18 protein-coding genes are annotated in these 19309 nt (G+C 34.9%); 15 read left to right on the top strand and 3 right to left on the bottom strand.

The window, feature by feature from the left end; all coding sequences use genetic code 11:
* The first annotated feature begins 3 nt into the window (after window positions 1-3).
* The 5 genes from GWK10_RS17015 (at window position 4) to purD (ending at window position 6393) form a co-directional block, all read left to right on the top strand.
* Window positions 4-1362: an exopolysaccharide biosynthesis polyprenyl glycosylphosphotransferase gene (locus tag GWK10_RS17015; RefSeq protein ID WP_164033605.1), complete on the top strand. Its 1359-nt coding sequence runs from the start codon at window positions 4-6 to the stop codon at window positions 1360-1362.
* 31 nt (window positions 1363-1393) lie between these two features.
* Complete coding sequence (locus GWK10_RS17020; protein ID WP_164033606.1) at window positions 1394-2707, top strand: UDP-glucose dehydrogenase family protein; 1314 nt, start codon at window positions 1394-1396, stop codon at window positions 2705-2707.
* Entirely contained in the window at window positions 2704-3687 is a 984-nt protein-coding gene (locus tag GWK10_RS17025) for a UDP-glucuronic acid decarboxylase family protein (RefSeq protein WP_164033607.1), read from the top strand. Before GWK10_RS17020 ends, GWK10_RS17025 begins: the two co-directional genes overlap by 4 nt.
* Before the next feature lie 63 nt (window positions 3688-3750).
* Window positions 3751-5010 (top strand): O-antigen ligase family protein, encoded by a 1260-nt coding sequence (locus GWK10_RS18670; RefSeq protein WP_164033608.1) that lies wholly within the window; start codon window positions 3751-3753, stop codon window positions 5008-5010.
* Between the two features lie 111 nt (window positions 5011-5121).
* A complete protein-coding gene (gene purD / locus GWK10_RS17035; RefSeq protein WP_164033609.1) occupies window positions 5122-6393 on the top strand; it encodes a phosphoribosylamine--glycine ligase in 1272 nt (423 codons plus the stop codon).
* Between the two features lie 158 nt (window positions 6394-6551).
* Here the strand turns inward: purD and GWK10_RS17040 are convergent, their stop codons facing one another.
* Window positions 6552-6779 (bottom strand): DUF6341 family protein, encoded by a 228-nt coding sequence (locus tag GWK10_RS17040; RefSeq protein ID WP_164033610.1) that lies wholly within the window; start codon window positions 6777-6779, stop codon window positions 6552-6554.
* A gap of 52 nt (window positions 6780-6831) precedes the next feature.
* Between GWK10_RS17040 and GWK10_RS17045 the strand changes: the two genes are divergently transcribed.
* On the top strand, window positions 6832-7761 hold the full coding sequence (locus GWK10_RS17045) for a DUF6427 family protein (RefSeq protein ID WP_262886667.1): 930 nt from the start codon (window positions 6832-6834) through the stop codon (window positions 7759-7761).
* On the opposite strand, the gene upp is transcribed toward GWK10_RS17045, so the two are convergent.
* Complete coding sequence (gene upp, locus GWK10_RS17050) at window positions 7750-8409, bottom strand: uracil phosphoribosyltransferase (protein ID WP_164033612.1); 660 nt, start codon at window positions 8407-8409, stop codon at window positions 7750-7752. The two genes, GWK10_RS17045 and upp, sit on opposite strands and share 12 nt — an antisense overlap.
* A gap of 79 nt (window positions 8410-8488) precedes the next feature.
* Here upp and GWK10_RS17055 point away from each other — a divergent pair, with 79 nt between their 5' ends.
* The 3 genes from GWK10_RS17055 to GWK10_RS17065 all read left to right on the top strand — a co-directional run bounded on the left by GWK10_RS17055 (window position 8489) and on the right by GWK10_RS17065 (window position 11054).
* Window positions 8489-9091, top strand: coding sequence for a DUF4254 domain-containing protein (locus GWK10_RS17055; RefSeq protein WP_164033613.1), 603 nt, complete (start codon window positions 8489-8491; stop codon window positions 9089-9091).
* 64 nt (window positions 9092-9155) lie between these two features.
* Window positions 9156-10001, top strand: a complete 846-nt coding sequence (locus GWK10_RS17060) for a TolB-like translocation protein (RefSeq protein ID WP_164033614.1) — start codon at window positions 9156-9158, stop codon at window positions 9999-10001.
* Complete coding sequence (locus tag GWK10_RS17065; RefSeq protein ID WP_239540789.1) at window positions 10002-11054, top strand: glycosyltransferase family 9 protein; 1053 nt, start codon at window positions 10002-10004, stop codon at window positions 11052-11054.
* A 30-nt stretch (window positions 11055-11084) separates the two neighbouring features.
* Here GWK10_RS17065 and GWK10_RS18715 read toward each other — a convergent pair whose 3' ends face one another.
* Window positions 11085-12134: a ferredoxin--NADP reductase gene (locus tag GWK10_RS18715; protein WP_164033615.1), complete on the bottom strand. Its 1050-nt coding sequence runs from the start codon at window positions 12132-12134 to the stop codon at window positions 11085-11087.
* A 259-nt stretch (window positions 12135-12393) separates the two neighbouring features.
* Between GWK10_RS18715 and GWK10_RS17075 the strand changes: the two genes are divergently transcribed.
* From GWK10_RS17075 to porW, 6 genes are all read left to right on the top strand, one after another.
* A complete protein-coding gene (locus GWK10_RS17075) occupies window positions 12394-12732 on the top strand; it encodes a PadR family transcriptional regulator (protein ID WP_164033706.1) in 339 nt (112 codons plus the stop codon).
* Window positions 12733-12734: 2 nt separating this feature from the next.
* The gene (locus GWK10_RS17080; RefSeq protein WP_164033616.1) at window positions 12735-13457 is read left to right on the top strand and encodes a hypothetical protein; all 723 of its coding nucleotides are present in this window, start codon (window positions 12735-12737) and stop codon (window positions 13455-13457) included.
* A gap of 1 nt (window position 13458) precedes the next feature.
* Window positions 13459-14202, top strand: a complete 744-nt coding sequence (locus GWK10_RS17085; protein ID WP_164033617.1) for a hypothetical protein — start codon at window positions 13459-13461, stop codon at window positions 14200-14202.
* A 65-nt stretch (window positions 14203-14267) separates the two neighbouring features.
* Window positions 14268-15734: a DUF5687 family protein gene (locus tag GWK10_RS17090; RefSeq protein WP_164033618.1), complete on the top strand. Its 1467-nt coding sequence runs from the start codon at window positions 14268-14270 to the stop codon at window positions 15732-15734.
* A 7-nt stretch (window positions 15735-15741) separates the two neighbouring features.
* Window positions 15742-16437, top strand: a complete 696-nt coding sequence (locus tag GWK10_RS17095; protein WP_164033619.1) for an ABC transporter ATP-binding protein — start codon at window positions 15742-15744, stop codon at window positions 16435-16437.
* Window positions 16438-16747: 310 nt separating this feature from the next.
* Window positions 16748-19297, top strand: coding sequence for a type IX secretion system periplasmic lipoprotein PorW/SprE (porW, locus tag GWK10_RS17100; RefSeq protein WP_204263166.1), 2550 nt, complete (start codon window positions 16748-16750; stop codon window positions 19295-19297).
* Window positions 19298-19309: the final 12 nt, after the last annotated feature.

The raw sequence follows: 19309 nt of genomic DNA on the forward strand, positions 1-19309 counted from the left end.
GAAATGAATCAGGTAAGAGGAGGATATGCTAAGTATATAAGACCGTTTCTATTTACTATTGATTTAGCAATATTGAATCTTGTTGCGGTTTTTTTTCCACTTGGACTTAGTCTTAGAAATCCCGAGTTGTTTTACGTATATATTATTATTTTGTGGGTTGTTATTTCGGTAAAAAACAGATTTTATGAAGTCTACAGATTTTCAAAAATCACATCGATTTTATCATTAATAATTCGACAATTTTCCATCTTTTTTATTGGATTATATGGATTTATAGGTTTTTTTAAAGAATTTGATCTTAGTAGACTAAATCTTGCTTCATTTTGTCTTACAGTTTTCTTATTAATTATCCTGGTTAAGTTTGCATTTAGGTTTTTATTAATAAAGTATAGACAAGTTTTTAGAAGAAATATTCGTAACGTAATAGTAGTTGGGAAGGGGAATAAGGCTAAACAACTTATTCAAATATTCAAAACAAAAGAGGATTTTGGGTTTAATTTTAAAAAACAATTTATCCTTAAGGGAGAGTCCGCTGAAAGTATTGATGGTTTATTTGATTTTGTTATTTCTAATAATATCGATGAAATTTATGTTTCTATTGATGGGACTTCCGCTAATCAACAGCGCCAACTAATTGATTTTGCTGATATAAATATAAAAGTACTGAAATTTATTCCTGATAACGGAGTTCTTTTTACCAGAAAACTTCGATTTGAGTACTATGATGTACTACCAATTTTGTCCCTTCGCGAAATCCCTATGGATGATGCAATAAACGGGTTTATTAAACGTACTTTTGATATCATTTTTTCGGTATTAGTTTTTGTATGTCTTCTTTCTTGGCTGATGCCGTTAATCGGTTTAATAATTTATCTGGACTCTCAAGGTCCAATATTTTTTAAGCAAAGTAGACCGGGATTTAAGGAGAAAGGATTTAACTGTTATAAATTTAGGTCAATGAGGGCTAATAAATCTACTGAACAATCTGCTATTAGGAACGATCCTCGTATTACCAAAGTGGGGGCATTTTTGAGGAAAACAAGCCTAGATGAACTCCCTCAATTTATAAATGTTCTGTTGGGAGACATGTCGGTAGTGGGGCCAAGGCCTCATTTATGGCGTCAGAATATGGAGTATGGAGAGGAAGTGAAAAAGTATATGTTAAGACATTATGTGAAACCAGGAATAACTGGGCTTGCCCAAACAAGAGGTTTCAGAGGAGAAATTGAAAGGAGCGAGGATATTATTAATCGTATTAGATATGATATTTTTTATATTGAAAACTGGTCTTTAATCCTAGATTTTCGAATTATTATACAAACAGTATTAAATATCTTTCAAGGTGAAGACAAAGCTTATTGAAAACAAAATGGAAATTAGAATAATTTATTAAATGAAAATAGCAGTAATAGGAACAGGTTACGTAGGCTTAGTAACAGGAACATGTTTAGCAGAAACAGGCAACGAAGTTATTTGTGTGGATATTGACGAGAGTAAGGTAAGAAAAATGCAAAATGGAGAGGTTCCTATTTATGAGCCTCATCTAGATGTACTCTTTGAAAGAAATATTAAAGCAGGAAGGTTAAAATTTACCACTTCGCTAAAAGACGGTTTAGATCATGGAGAAATTGTTTTTTTAGCATTACCAACACCTGAAGACGAAGATGGCTCTGCAGATCTTAAATATGTGCTAGGAGTCGCAGATGACATAGGGAAGATAATTACAGATTATAAAGTAATTGTTGATAAAAGTACTGTCCCGGTGGGAACCGCGGAAAAAGTTGAGGCCGCTATATCAAAAAATACTGATATTGAATTTGATGTAGTATCTAATCCAGAATTTCTTCGTGAAGGCTTTGCTGTTGATGATTTCCTGAAACCAGAACGTATCGTTATTGGGTCAAGCTCTGAAAGGGCTATTGACCTTATGGAAAAACTATATAAACCTTACGTGCGCTCTGGTAACCCAATCATTGTGATGGACGAAAAATCGGCAGAACTCACAAAATATGCTGCAAACTCTTTCTTAGCGACTAAAATCACCTTCATGAATGAGATTGCTAACTTTTGCGAGAAAGTTGGTGCCGATGTCGATATGGTAAGAAGAGGAATGGGAACTGATTCACGCATCGGAAAACGATTCTTATTTCCAGGCATTGGTTACGGAGGTTCCTGCTTTCCAAAAGATGTAAAGGCACTTTATAAATCAGCAAAGGATAGTGACTATGATTTTGCAATTTTGGATGCAGTTGTTAATGTGAATCAATCTCAAAAAACTGCTTTGTTTCCTAAAATAGAAGACCATTTTGATGGCAATTTAAAAGGCAAAAAGATAGCTTTATGGGGATTAGCATTTAAACCAGAAACGGATGATATTCGCGAAGCTCCTTCTCTATATATGATAGATGAGTTGCTCAATTTTGGAGCAAAAGTAACTGCCTTCGATCCTGAAGCAATGGATAATGTAAAGCGGCTTTTAGGAGACAAAATTTCCTTTGCAGAAAATATGTATGAGGCTACGGAAAGTGCTGATGCTTTATTGATCTGCACGGAGTGGAGTATTTTCAGAACACCAAGTTTTAAAAAGCTAAAAGATAATTTAAAAGATCCATTAATTTTTGACGGCAGAAATCTGTATGATCTAGATGATGTATCAAAAGAAGGGTTCACCTATTATTCGATTGGTAGAAAGGATATAAAAGCATGAAGAAAATACTAATAACAGGCGCAGCAGGGTTTCTAGGATCTCACTTATGCGATCGATTTCTTAAAGAAGGCTACCAAGTAATCGGGATGGATAATTTGATTACAGGAGACCTTAAAAATTTAGAGCACCTTTTTAAGAATGAACATTTTGAATTCTATCATCATGATGTTTCCACCTTTGTTCATGTCCCAGGAAGGTTAGACTATATTTTACACTTTGCATCACCTGCAAGTCCGATTGATTATTTAAAAATACCAATTCAAACCTTGAAAGTAGGATCTTTAGGGACTCATAATTTACTCGGATTGGCGCGAGCAAAAGGTGCTCGAATTTTAATTGCGTCAACATCAGAGGTCTATGGAGATCCGCTAGTTCATCCTCAGACTGAGGAGTATTATGGCAATGTGAATACTATTGGTCCACGCGGTGTATATGATGAAGCTAAGCGATTTCAAGAATCGATTACAATGGCATACCACCGATATCATGGATTGGAAACGCGCATCGTTCGTATTTTTAATACATACGGGCCACGAATGCGCTTGAATGATGGTCGAGTAATACCTGCTTTTATGGGACAGGCTTTAAGAGGGGAAGATTTGACTATTTTTGGTGATGGCTCTCAAACTAGATCATTCTGCTATGTTGATGATCAGGTTGAGGGGATTTATCGATTGTTATTAAGTGATTATGTATTGCCGGTTAATATTGGAAACCCTAATGAAATTACGATCAAGGATTTTGCCGAGGAAATCATTAAATTAACGGGTACAGATCAAAAGCTTACTTATAGACCACTTCCTCAAAACGATCCACTACAAAGACAACCAGATATTTCAAAAGCAAGAGAAATTCTTGGATGGGAGCCTAAAGTAGATCGTGCAGAGGGAATGAAAAAGACTTTTGAATATTTTAGAACTCTCACTTCCGAAGAACTTAATAAAAAAGAGCATAAGGATTTTGAGAAATATTCTAGATAGAAAATATGGCAGTTTCGGAATTCAATTCCGAAATTGTCATGAATAAAATAATAAATTTTATTAGTGCCCAACCTAACCGACATATTCTATTTTGAAAAAAATAATTGGGTTCGCACTATATTTTGGAATAGCCTATATGTTGCTTTTCTTTTATTGCCATTAGGAATTAATCTACCTACGCCATTCTTTGTTGCGGCAATTATACTTGGTGTTGTGAACATTTTTCAATCAAAAACTGATTTTGTGGCCGATAATAAAGCCCTTTTATTACTACCGCTATACTTCTTATTAATTGCAATCAGTTTGTTTTATACAAGGGATCTTTCTTCTGGATTTGATTTGTTAATAAGGTCGCTGTCATTGTTATTTTTCCCTATCATTTTTTTATTCGTAAAAGAAGATGCATCATCAGTAAAGAAGCTATTCGATTTCCTGTTGGTAGGCCTTGTAATTTCCTTTTTCGTCAATATTGGGATTGCATTACAAGGATCATTGGAAGATCTTGATAAAGTTAATTACAATAGTGTTTATGGATTTATAGATAGCATTGTAAAAGGGCTTGATAACTTCATTGGTGCACAGTTTTCGAGTTTGGTCAACCCTAGTTATTTGTCACTATATATCTTGTTAGTACTAGGTTATTATCTTAAAAACAAAATTGAATCTGGTCTAAGGCTTACTGTTCTTATTATTCTATTTCTTTACCTATTTCTTTTAGCGTCCAAAACAGCCTACCTAATGTTGACCATAATGTCAGTATTATTCATCATTAAGATTGAAGACAAGAATCAGAAATACATGGCTACGGTAATCTTGATTTTGGGATTAGTTGTGTTCTTAAGTAACCCAAGAATATTTGATTTTTATCAACGAATAAAGGAGTATGATCAAACAGAAATGTATCAGGAGGTAGCCTCTGAGAAGGCTAGAATACAATCATGGGATGCAAGTATACGGTTAATTAAAGAGCAACCTCTTTTTGGGTATGGACTAGGAGATGCGAACACAATGCTGATTAAAAAATATCGAGAGCTTGGTTATCAAAGAAATGAAATGGAAAAGTACAATGCCCATAATCAATTTCTTCAAACTATGCTGCAAACAGGAATTCTGGGCGCTGGAGTGTTAATCGCAATTTTCTTCCTTTTGGGAAGGCGTTTAAGGCGTAGTAAAAATGAATTTGCCGTATTTCTAATCTTATTTACCTCATTGTTTTTTGAGTCGATGTTGGTGCGATTTAACGGAATTGTTTTTCTCTCGATTATCATCCCGCTATTACTCAAAAAGCGGAGTATTTTAAGTAGTCGTATCATCAGGAATTAAGCGGTTTAATGAAATAAATAAAAAAGTATCTCTTTGAAGGTAGATTTAAAGGGATGTAACTTGAACTTACTTTTATAAACTGTTACTTTTACGCCAATAAATTCAATTTCAATGAACATCCTAATTTTAGGCTCAGGCGGTCGCGAACATACCTTCGCTTATAAAATTGCCCAAAGTGCAAAATGCACTAATCTTTATGTGGCTCCAGGTAATGCTGGTACTAAAGACGTGGCAACTAATGTTGCAATTTCTCCAACTGATTTTGATGCCATAAAGAGGTTGGTTTTAGGTGAGGATATTTCAATGGTTGTAGTGGGGCCTGAGGATCCCTTAGTACAAGGTGTTCATGATTTTTTTCTGGCTGATTTGGAGCTAAAGCATATCGCGGTTATTGGACCTAAAAAGCTTGGCGCAACGCTAGAAGGAAGTAAGGAGTTTGCTAAAGAGTTTATGACTAGACATGAAATTCCCACTGCAGAATATCAAAGCTTTACTAGAGAAACTGTCGAACAGGGATGTGCTTTTCTTGAAACTTTAAAGTCACCATACGTTTTAAAAGCTGATGGACTCGCAGCTGGTAAGGGAGTTTTAATAATCGAAAATTTAGAAGAAGCTAAAAAAGAATTTAGATCGATGTTAATTGATCAAAAATTCGGAAACGCAAGCCAAACTGTTGTTATTGAAGAATTTTTAGATGGAATTGAACTTTCTGTTTTTGTTTTAACTGATGGGAAAAATTATTTGACCCTTCCAACAGCAAAAGATTATAAGCGAATTGGTGAAGGCGATACTGGATTAAATACTGGCGGTATGGGTGCTATTTCTCCCGTTCCATTTGCGGATTCTGATTTCATGCATAAGATTGAAGAAAGAATCATTAAACCAACTGTAAACGGACTCCAAAAAGACAATATTCCCTACAAAGGATTCATTTTTATTGGTTTGATCAAGGTTGGGAATGATCCATTTGTAATTGAATATAATGTGCGAATGGGTGATCCGGAAACTGAGGCCGTTTTACCAAGAGTAAAAAATGATCTATTAGAATTATTTGAAGCTGTTGCTAATCAAAAACTGGAAACTATTAAGTTAGATATTGATGAGCGTTCTACTTCAACTATTATGGCTGTATCAGGCGGCTATCCTGACGCATATGAAAAAGGAAAAGAAATAAGGGGAATCGACACTATTGAAGATTCACTTGTTTTTCAAGCAGGAACAACAATAAAAGATGGTAAGGTTGTAACCAATGGCGGTCGTGTAATTGCAGTCACTTCTTTTGGAGATGATTTCAAACAAGCCATAAAAAAATCTTATCAAAATCTAGAAAAACTATCATTTGATAAGATGTATTATCGTAAGGATATCGGTTTTGACTTATAGAAGTAATTTCAATTTTTTATTTTAAACCGAGAATTTTGGCTTTTGTGTTTTAATGAAGACATTTTTTAATAGCATAGCCACAGCTACGGTATTTAAAAATGGCAAAATTAAGGCGCAAAATGTTAAGTTCGTAGGTAAAAGAAAAAGTTTAAATTATTTCACAAAAAAGAGTGAGCCGAAACTGATTTATCTTCTTCGTTATTATCATTAAAGGTTTTTAACTCTTTCATCCAATAAATGAATGCCGCGAAACCAATAATCGTAAACAACCAGCTAAACATATTAGCTGTCCACCAGTTTTCAAGTTCCATAGCGCGCAAGGCATCGTAAGGTGCGAAACCATAATCAACAAAAAAGTCAGCTATCGCGTAAAAAAAATCTTTCATTCTTTTAAAATTAGGGTTTACCTATATTTACCCTGCAAAAGTACAAAAACACATGTTGATATCAAGCATATTTAGTAAATCGAAACCCATAAATTTTGTCTTGGTGTTGGTATTTATTGGCTTGGGTCATCTGTCATATAATATCTTTTTATTAGATACGCTGGTCACACCACAAATAATACTACAATGGACAGTTGGACTTTTGGCTTTGTTATTTGCTATTTTCTTGATTGATTTTATCTCAAAGCGTAATTCGCTTACTAAACAAAACTCCTATGTGATTTTACTGTTTTTGCTGTTTATCGCTTTATTTCCATCTATTTTCTTGGATTGGCGTGTCATCCTTTCGAATATCTTAATCATTCTAGCAATTCGTCGTACTATAAGTATTAGATCCCTTAGTGATGTAAAGCGCAGGTTGTTTGATGCGACTTTCTGGATTGTACTTGCAACACTTATTTATTTTTGGAGCATTCTTTTTCTGCTACTTGTTTTCATTACCATTTTATTATACGTTTCTGAAGACTATAAAAATTGGTTGGTGCCACCATTGACTGTCCTGCTCACCTCTTTTTTAATTTTCACCATCCTTTTTTTAAGCAATAATTTAGAGTTGATAGATACCTTATTAGGCAACCGAAAGAATTTTGACTTTTCACCTTATTTGTCAAATTTAAATATCACAATCGGACTTGCATTTTTAGTCTTGTTATTTACTGCTTCCTTATTAGTTTATTTAAAACAGCAACGAAAAAAAACCTATCAAATTCAAAACTCAATTTTCTTGATTCTTGTTTCGTTTACAATTGCGATTATGATTGCGTTAGTAGCACCAGATAAAAACGGATCAGAACTTATTTTTATGATTTTTCCTCTAGCTGTTTTTGTGACCAATTATTTAGAGAACCTTAAACGAATTTGGCTTCAAGAAGGGATTTTGTGGTTAATGGTCATACTACCAATTGTATTATTAGTGCTGTAATTTTGTGCCGAACGAAAGATCGCCAGCATCACCTAAACCAGGAATGATATAACCATAATCATTCAATTTTTCATCGATCGCGGCAACCCACAAATGGGTATTACTATCAAAATGCTTGCTAATGTATTCGATTCCTTCAGGGGCGGCAACGACAGCTGCTAGATGAATTGATTTGGCCTTTCCTATTTTCAATAATGCGTTATGAACATTAACCATTGACTTACCACTAGCCAACATTGGGTCGGCTAGGATTAATGTTTTGTTTTTTAATGATGGTGAGGCTAGATATTCTACAATAATTTCAAATTTTGAAGGATCTTCTTCATGATGACGGTAGGCGGAGATAAAGGAGTTGTCGGCCTTATCAAAATAGTTTAGAATGCCTTGATGTAACGGCAAACCAGCACGCAAGACATTGGCAATAACAATTTCTTCATCAGGCAACTTACTATTTGATATACCTAAAGGAGTTGTAGTAGCTTGATTTGAATACGAAATTGTTTTACTTATTTCATACGCCATGATCTCACCTACTCGTTCGATATTTCGTCGAAAACGCATCCTGTCGGTTTGAATAGCTGTATCTCTTAATTCAGATAAAAAAGTGTTTAATATTGATGGAGTCTCCGATAAATTATGAACGATCATAGCGATGGTTTAAGTTGATGCATGGTCCGCTTAAAATTACAGAATTAAAAGTATCTTTGACCCAAGAAAATACCATATTATGTTTACTGAACTTGCTAATAATACCTTTGTACAAGTAATTGATAAATATCACGAGATTGATTCTGTTGATCAACCTTTTGAAAACCCGTTTTCAGCTAATACAATCGAACATTTATTATACAGAAAATGCTGGATAGACACTGTACAATGGCATTATGAAGATATTATTCGCGATCCAGAAATCGATCCGGTTGGAGCGTTGAAATTAAAACGCCAGATCGATGCTTCAAATCAAGATCGAACCGATATGGTAGAGTATATAGACAGTTATTTTCTTGATCAATACAAAGATGTTGCTACTAAAAGTGATGCAACTATAAATTCTGAAAGTCCAGCATGGGCGATCGATCGTCTTTCGATTCTTGCATTAAAAATTTACCATATGCAAGAAGAGGTAAACAGGACGGATGCTTCTGCAGAGCATAAAGCTGCATGTCAGAAAAAATTGGATGTGTTATTGGAACAGCGTGTTGACCTTTCAACAGCAATCGACCAACTATTAGCCGATATCGAAGTGGGAAATAAATATATGAAAGTCTATAAGCAGATGAAGATGTATAATGACGATGAGCTAAATCCAGTACTTAGAGGACAGAAGTAAAGCAATGAGGAAACTCAATATTATAATACTAGTTTTAGTTTGCTTATTGAGTTGCAAAAATGAAATGGAGAATAACAAAATACGGTTTTTGACGGGGATAGTTCCTGTTGATTCTCCCATTGACTTTAAAGAAAGCTTAACTCCTAAAGATAAACTCATTCATAAAGGGATATTTAGCCCCGACTTGGAAGCATATTATTATACTTTATCTGATACGAAATTTGAGCAATTCGATATTTATACTATTAAAAAATTAAATGGAAGTTGGACTAAACCTCAAAAGGCTTTTTTCAATAGCCAGTATAATGAACACGGAATGAGTTTTTCTCCCGATGGAAATTCAATTTATTTTAGTTCAACCCGACCAACAAATATTGAAGGCATTACAGAAACCTGGCATATCTGGAAATCAAATAAAGTCAATGGAGAATGGAAAGAGCCAACTTTTGTAGACATTCCTAATTTGAGAAAAAAACTAGTTTCTCATCCTACCATTACTAATTCAGGAACATTATATTTTCACATGAGTAATTTGGACTATAGTGAAATGGATATTTATCACTCAAAACAAGTGAATGGTATGTTTCAAGACGCAGAAAAATCATCCATTTGGATGAATTCACAAACTGGAAAATGCACACCTTACGTTTCTCCTCAAGAGGACTATCTGATTTTTGCTTCAATAGGAAAACAGCTTGACTTAATGGTAAGCTATAATGACGGAAATGGGGGATGGATAAATACCAAAAAACTGAACAATAAAATCAATAATACCGGGCAAGGAAATCCATATGTAACAAACGACAATAAATTTTTGTTTTATACTACTGGCGAATATTCGAAAGATAATTGGAGTGTTAAATGGGTTGATATAGAATCTGAATTAAAGAATAACAAAGCGCTCTTTTAAATGAAATTATCTGTTGTAAAACCACCTAAAAACATCCTGATCATTCGCCTATCGGCAATGGGTGATGTTGCTATGACAGTTCCGGTTATTCGTTGCGTGGTGCAGCAAAATCCTGAAGTACAAATTACCGTGCTATCCAGAGCGTTTTTTAAACCTTTTTTTAATGAGATTCCCAATGTTTCTTTTATTGAAGTAGATGTAAAAGGAAGGCATAAAGGTTTTTTGGGATTATTCAAACTTTCGAAAGAATTACGATTACTTCGTTTCGACGCGGTAGCAGATTTACACAACGTACTTAGGTCGAATATTCTAAAACTATTTTTCAAAATATACTTCACCAAAGTAGTCCAAATAGATAAAGGGAGATCGGATAAAAAAGCGTTGACCAGCGGAAATATCTCAGCCTTTAAACAACTAAAAACTACCCACGAACGCTATGCCGATGTATTTCGTAAACTAGGATTGCATGCGGACCTTTCAAAACATGAGTTTCCAACTAAAATGGAATTGAATCCTACGATTCAAGATTTAGCTGGTCATGATGGAAAACAGTGGATTGGAATTGCACCTTTCGCACAATACGAATCAAAATCATATCCGCTGGAACAACTCATGCAGGTAATCGCATCACTTTCTGAAACCAGGAAATACAAGCTATTGTTATTTGGTGGCGGTAAGAAAGAAGCTGATTTGCTCAATAATATTGCAAGTAAATATGGAAACGCAGTTAATGTAGTTGGCAAATTAAGTTTTCAAGAAGAACTTCAACTCATTTCCAATCTAGACCTCATGTTGTCAATGGATTCAGGAAATGGCCACCTTGCTGCTATGTACGGAGTCCCTACTATAACACTTTGGGGCGTGACACATCCATTTGCAGGTTTTGCACCTTTTGGTCAAGATAGAGGCAATACGTTGTTAGCAGATAGAGCGCAATATCCGTTAATTCCAACCTCTATTTATGGCAATAAGTTTCCTACTGGTTACGAAAAGGCAATTGCTAGTATTAAACCTAGTGATGTGGTGAATAAGATAGTGAGTCTACTAAACTAAAACTTTGCTTTGGTGGTGCTTGGAATTTGACTAAACATCATCATAATCAACCTTCACAACCGCAGTTGTCGGCTGTGCCTGGCAAGTTAAAATTAAACCTTCAGCAACTTCGCTATCCGTAAGAATATTATTTTGACGCATTTCGGCTTTTCCTTCAGTGATTCGTCCTATACAGCTGCTACAAACGCCGCCTTGACAGGAGTAGGGTGCATCAACATCATTTTCAAGAGCAACTTCTAATATAGTTTTGGTTTGCTCCATACTAAATGAAGTTTCTTCATCATCAACTAAAACCGTAACCTGTGTCATACCATCTTCAGCAACTTCTATGGTTTCTGTATCTGTAGATTCCGTAAACAGCTCAAAAAATATCTTTTCTTCAGCGATATTATTTTCTTTCAATTTTTCAGAAACAGTGTTAATCATCGGCTCGGGTCCGCACAAATAAAATGCATCAAAAGTGATGTCTTTATACTTATTTTTCAGCACATAATTAACGGTAGAGCTCTCTATACGGCCTTTAAGGGCATTTTCCTCATTTGCTTTACTATAGATAAGGTGAAGAAAAAAGCGGTCAGGAAATTGTTCTTTTAATCGCTGCAATTCGTTATGAAATATCGTTTCTTCTGGAGTTTTGTTCCCGTAAACCAACACAAAATTACTTTCTGATTCTTTTTCAAGAACGCTTTTGGCAATACTTAATATGGGAGTGATTCCACTTCCTGCGGCAAAGGCAGCAATATTTCTGCTAGCACTAGATGGTTCAAAAATGAATCGTCCATCGGGTAACATTACTTTTAAGTTGTCGCCAGCTTGAAGTTGATTATTGGCATATTTTGAGAAAGTTCCATCCGCAACTTCTTTTACCGCTACTCGCAACTCACCACTATGCGGAGTGCTGCAAATCGAGTACGCACGACGTACTTCTTCATTATTAATAGTATGTTTTATGGTAATATATTGACCTGCTTTAAAATCGAAATCGGACTTTAATTCCGCAGGTACTTCAAATAAAATAGAAACAGAACTAGGTGTCTCGCGACGCACTTCTTGAACTCTTAACGAGTGAAACTGACTCATACAATGCAATTTTATGCAAAAGTAAGAAACGGCTTGATGAAGTGGAAAGGTTTAGAAGAGGAAAAGGATGAAAGATTAAAGTGGAAAGTCAGGAATTTTGTTCCCTCTCCTAGGGGAGAGGGTTAGGGTGAGGGGTATTCCCAGTATGGATGATTTCTAATCTTAATACTAAAATCTCAAATCTCAAAAAATAATACCTAAGAATTTTATGCATAAGAAAATTATGTATATATTGGCACTAAGAAATCAATCAATCGCCATGGGAAATTCTAAATTATATAAAGGCAGTTTGAATACCATCATCTTAAAGTTGCTAGAAGGGACTGACAAGATGTACGGTTATGAGATTACTCAAAAAGTAAAGGAACTCACCAAAGGAGAATTGACCATTACCGAAGGTGCTTTGTATCCCGCGTTGCATAAGCTGGAAGCTGAAGGTTTACTAGATGTCGAAATGGCAAAGGTGGATAATCGTGTACGCAAATATTATAAGCTTACGGAAAGTGGTGAGAAGGAAACTGTCAATCGGCTCAGCGAGTTAGAGGAATATATCAGGAATATGGAAACATTGTTGAATCCTAAATGGAGTATTGAGTAAAAATGAAACTTACTAAACGACATATCGATCACCTATACCACTTTACAAGCAAACATTATGTTGAGCATTTTGATGTGCAGACAGAATTGGTTGATCATTTGGCGAATGGCATTGAGTTGCAATGGCAAGGAAATCCCAATTTGAGTTTTGAAAATGCTTTGCAAGTCGAGTTTAAAAAATTTGGTGTTTGCGGTTTTGCTGATGTTGTTGCAGAGAAAACTAAGGCGATGAATAAACGATATTACAAATTGATTTGGATTTTTTTTAAGTCGTATTTTTCTTGGCCAAAAGTGATTGTCTTAATCCTGTTTACCGCCTTAGTATTTAGTGGTTTAAATATTATTTCAGCACCGTATAGAATTGATGCTATTGTTATTTGTTATATGATTTTGGTGCTTACTGGATTTGTTTTTCTAATTAAAAGTATGAGAAGGAGGAAGACAATGATTGCAAATAATAAAGTTGTAAAAAAACCTATTTTTCTTTTAGAAGATATTATTTCAAAAACGGGTAATGTCGGTTTTATTGGTATAAGTTTAGTACAATTGCCAAACTTAATATTTGGTCATGGTAGCACTTTAACCAGCAGTTCTATAATACTTGTTATTTCAATAATCACGGTCTTGTTTATTGTGTTATTATACATAGTTCATATTGTACTGCCAGGTCGTGCACATGAGTTTTTAAGCAATGAATACGAAGAATATCGACTTTTAAATGTCTAAAATGAAACTAAGCCAGGAGCAAATACAAAACATTGACAAGTTCCTCATAAAAAGCGGAGTAAAGTATTGGGATATTCGCTTAGAATTAGCCGATCATTTTATAAATGCTATTGAAGAAAAAATGGGATCTGGTTTGAGCTATGACGAAAGTTTTTTAGAGGTTCATAAAAGCTTTGGAAACAAAGTTTCTAAGTATGTATTGGCACAAGATTTTAGTGGTTGGAATAAGGAAAATGGCATTTACGTGGATAATTTTGGCTATCAAAAATTATTGGGCGTTAAGCGAAAAGAGCTTCATAAACAATACAATAGACAAATTAACAGGACAGCGATTAACTGGATTAAGTCTCCTTCTAAGGTTTTGTTTTTAGTATCTCTTGTCGCGCTTTTGTATCTGATTTTTACAATCCTACCAGGAAAAGCTAGTTACGCTATTACCGCACTGTTAGTTTTCTTGCCAACTCTTTTAATGTACATACATCAATTTAGATTTGTAAGAAAAAGACATAAACGATCACTGTATTTTGAAATGGCAATGTTACTTTCTGTAAATGGATTATGGATTGGTTATCCTTTATTAACAATACCACAATACCTATTTTCAATAGAAATAGCAGCTTACCCGATTTTCTTATTGATTTTAATAATCTTAGTTTCTGTTCTAATAAGCTGGTCAGGTTTTATAGTTTATAAAAATGAGTTGAGCAAATGCAATAACCTTCTTAAAAAACTAGAATTGAACTAAGCAAGTTGGTTTTCATTTGTAACAAAACAATCAACTTTACTACCTATACATCAAACTAACTACAAATGATAAAGCATTTTCTATCGCTAGAATGGAAATCCTTTTTTAGATCGGCAAGCTTTGGCAAGAATGTCGCTATGAAAATCTTTATGGTGTTTATGGCATTTTATATGGCCATCTCCTTCATCTCATTAGGAGTAGCACTGTTCTATATTCTAGAAGATCAATTTCCTGATATCAATCCCGTTTTAAAGGTGTCAGAATTCCTGATCTATTGGGTGCTGTATGAAATGCTACTGCGTTATTTCATGCAAAAACTACCAGTTCTAAACATCAAACCCTTTCTGGTCCTGCCAATTTCTGATAAAAAAATCACGAATTACATTCTTGGGAAATCGGCTTTTTCGTTTTTTAATTTCTTACCCTTATTTGCTTTTATTCCGTTTACGGTTGTGCTACTTTTTCAAGGCTATCCGGCTTTGAATGTGCTGTTGTGGTTTGTTGCAATCGTTTTTATCATATTAACCCTCAACTTCATCAACTTTATTATTAATAAAAATGATAAGGCATTTATTATTGTTTTGGTTGTTGTTGCATCCATTATCGGGCTGCAATATTTTGAGGTTGTCGATATCCCGAAGTTGACTGCGCCCTATTTTTATGCGTTGTATGAAAATCCGCTTTTTGTATTGATTCCTGCAGCCTTGGTATTTATCACTTATCGAATCAATTTTAAGTACTTAATAAGCAGATTATATCTAGATCAAACGCTTAAAAAGAAAACCAAAGAAGCCAAAACTGTCGATTTAAGCTGGACAAAGCGTTTTGGAAGTATAGCACCATTCCTTCAAATGGATCTTCGCCTTATTTGGAGAAATAAGCGTCCAAGAACACAAGCAATAATGTGTTTTGCTTTTGCATTGTATGGGCTATTTATGTATACGACGGGTATGAATAGAGAACTGCCCGTTATGCTGGTGCTAATTGGCATTTTAATGACTGGAATTTTTATGATCAATTTTGGGCAGTTTATACCCGCTTGGGATAGCGCCTATTACAATATGATCATGGCACAAAATATTCCGCTACGTCGCTACCTCGATTCTAAAGCTGGCCTTATGATGGCGAGTGTGGTTTTTATGGCAGTAATCACAACTCCTTATGTATATTTTGGTTGGGATGTGCTCATGGTAAACCTGTCTTGTGCAGTTTATAATGCCGGTATTAATATTCCCATCGTCCTATTCTTTGGGTCTATGAACAAGAAACGAATTGACTTGGTAAAAAGCTCCATAGGCAATATGCAGGGTATGGGTGCTGCCCAGTGGTTAGTTGGTATACCTCTTATGATATTTCCTATGGTATTATATGCCATTTTATACTATACAACTTCGATGATGGTAGCCAATATCGTATTTGTGGTGCTTGGTATAACAGGCTTATTACTTCGCGAAAAATTAATGACAGTTATTACCGAGCTATATCGCAAGAAAAAATACGCCATGGTACACGGATTTCAACAAAAAGACTAAGACAACTATGATACAAGTAAACAACATAAAAAAAGCATACGGAAGCAAAACCGTTTTAGATATCGATTCACTTACAATTAATAAGGGCGAAAGTTTTGGTCTTGTAGGAAATAATGGAGCTGGAAAAACGACATTATTCAGTTTGCTTTTAGATTTGATAAAGCCAACTGCGGGGCATATTACCAGCAACGAAATTAGAGTTGATGAAAGTGAGGATTGGAAACCCTTTACTTCATCCTTCATCGATGAAAGCTTTTTGGTGGGTTATCTTACTCCCGAAGAGTATTTCTATTTTATCGGCGATATCAGAAATCAAAATAAAGCTGACGTTGATTCATTATTATCTAATTTTTATGATTTTTTCCATGGAGAAATTTTGGGACAGAAGAAATACCTACGAGATTTGTCAAAGGGAAATCAGAAAAAAGTTGGCATTGTTGCCTCGTTTATAGGCAATCCTGAAGTAGTGATTTTAGATGAGCCGTTTGCGAATTTAGATCCCACTACTCAAATACGATTAAAAGGTATTATAAAAGATCTTGCTGCTGACAAAGATGTTACTGTTTTAGTATCTAGTCATGACTTAATGCATGTTACTGATGTATGCGAGCGCATCGTGGTGTTGAATAAAGGCGAAATGGTAAAAGATATTAAAACTACACCTGAGACTCTAAAGGAGTTAGAGGCGTTTTTTACGGTTTGATTTGAGCGACAAAAGAGAAATGTCACATCGAGTGATTTTTATTTGATCCCGAGAACTCGGGAGAAAATGAAAATTGTATCGAGATGCTTATTGCTAACAAATCGGATCTCGATACAATTTTCGTCCTCATACTTCGGTCGAAAACCACTCGATCTGACAATTGTGAAAAAATCGGAATTTTGTTTTTTTAGAATTTCACACGCTAGTTCCCAAAATCTATCTTATTTTTAGCCATTAGTTAAAATTTTATAGTGTTTTAGATACTAAATCACTGCTATTTTAGTTAATCAAATACTGTAATTACTGGCCCTTGAATAGGATATCTACATATTGCTTACTTACTATTGTTTTCGTTTTGGGGTTGAATAGCTGTTCAACTAAGAAAGACAAATTTCTGAACCGAAGTTTTCATAGTGTAAATACCAAGTATAATGTGCTGTTTAATGGTACCAATGCACTAACAGAAGGACGAGCGACTTTAGCTGCCCAATACCAAGAAAATTTTTGGGATTTACTTCCGGTAGAACGCATGGAAGTAAAGGATGAGGTAAAGCTTGAAAGTGAAGACAACAATCCGAATTTTGTTCGAGCCGAGGAAAAGGCAGTAAAGGCTATTCAGAAACACAATATGAATATCAATGGTCGTCAACGCAATAAGCAAATTGACGATGCATATATGTTACTGGGTAAGGCTAGATATTTCGATCAGCGCTTTGTGCCTGCATTAGAGGCTTTCAACTATATTCTTTATAAATATCCTGAAAGTGATAATTTCCCCATAGCTCGTGTTTGGAGAGAAAAAACCAATATGCGACTTGGCTATCACGAACTAGCAATCGAAAACTTGAAACTACTTTTTAAATCGGGAAATCTTAGTAATCAAGTATATGCAAATGGTAAGGCTGCGCAAGCGGAAGCTTATGTGAATTTACAATATAAGGACAGTGCAGTTCAAGCGTTAAAACTTGCAGCCAACTTAACCGAAATTAATGAAGAGAAAGGCCGATATAATTTCATTGTAGGCCAATTATATAATGAGCTAGGCCATAAGGACACCGCGAATATGGCATTCGGCCGTGTAATTGATTTAAATAGAAAAATTCCAAGAAACTATTTGATCAATGCTTATTTACAAAAGGTTCGTAATGTCGATTTAAAAGAAGCTGATTTGGTAGAGCTACGTGAATTTCTTACCCGAATGGAAGAAAGCCGTGAAAACCGACCGTATCTCGATAAGATATACCGACAAATAGCGGAGTTTTATCTAAAGACGGATTCAATTGAAGGTGGAGTTGATTACTTGAATAAGTCTATCAGGAAAACGAATAACGATAAGATTCTTCTAGCAATGAACTACGAAGATCTAGGGACTATTAACTTTGATGATCGCGCATACATCGATGCTGGGGCCTATTACGATAGTACCTTATTGAATTTGGTCGAAAGCACTAAAAAGTTCCGAACGATAAAACGCAAACGAGATAACCTACAAGATGTTATTAAGTACGAAACTATAGTTAAGGAAAGTGATAGTATCCTGACCTTGGTAAATATGACTGAACAAGAACAGGAGGCTTATGTAAATAAGTATATAGAAGGGCTAAAAGCAGATGCTGAAGCTTTAAAACAAGCTGAAGAAAGAGCAGCCAGAGGAGAAGCAGGAGCGGCACTTTCTAATTTAACAGGGAGCGGTCAAAATGCGAGTACTCAATTCTACTTTTATAATACGACCATAACAGCTTATGGTAAAAATGAGTTTAGACGTATTTGGGGTGATCGTAAGTTAGAAGACAACTGGCGACTGTCGAGCAAAGCTTCGGTGGGATCTAATAATGATATAGAGAATCTCGCTGTTGCGGAAGAAGAAGTCATTACCGATCAGGAAAAGTATGATCCTAAGTTCTATTTAGCTAAAATTCCAGTAGATCCTAAAGCAATAGATAGCATATTTAATGGGAGCAATTTTGCCAACTATCAACTAGGACTTATATACAAGGAGAAGTTTAGAGAATATGAACTTTCCGCTGAAAAATTAGAAAAAGTACTTGCGAATAAGCCTGAGGATAAATTGATTATTCCGACAAAATATTATTTGATAAAGGTGTATGAGTTACTTAATTCACCTTTAGCCGAACAATACAAAAATGACATTTTAAGCAACCATCCTAATTCCCGTTATGCAGCCATAATCAGGAATCCGCAACAGATGGTTTCTAGCGATGGGAATAGCCCAGAACAACTCTACAGCCAACTGTATCGCAATTACGAAGCGCAGAATTACGAAGAGGTCATTTTAAAAAGTAAAAAATATATCGATCTTTTTAATGGTGACGAAATAGTCCCCAAATTTGAAATGCTAAAGGCAACTGCTGATGGTAAATTAAATGGATTTGAAACATATAAGAAGGGACTGAATTTTGTCGCTTTAAATTATCCGAATAAATCTGAAGGAAAAGAAGCACAGAACATTATTGACAACACACTGCCACGTTTTGAAAAAAATAAGAATTTTAAAAGTGAAGAAGGCGGAAGGAGCTTTAAGTTGGTGTATAATTACCAAAAATTAGACACAGCTGCCTTTAACCCAGCTGTAGATTCTATTAAGGCTGTGATGAAACGTAAAGATCTGCGTTTTCTAAAAGTATCGAAAGACGTATACGATCCGACAAAATTATTCGTTGTAGTACACGGATTTAGTACTGCAAATGCCGCGAAAGGCTTTGCTGACATCATGTTAAAGAATAAGAATTACAAAATTGATCATGAAAATTTCGTAATTTTAACAGAGAACTATGAGATTTTGCAGATCCATAAAAATTTAGAAACGTATTTAAGAAATCAAAAAACCGATAATCCCTAAATCCCAACACCA

Source organism: Spongiivirga citrea, assembly GCF_010671565.1.
GTDB lineage: Bacteria > Bacteroidota > Bacteroidia > Flavobacteriales > Flavobacteriaceae > Spongiivirga > Spongiivirga citrea.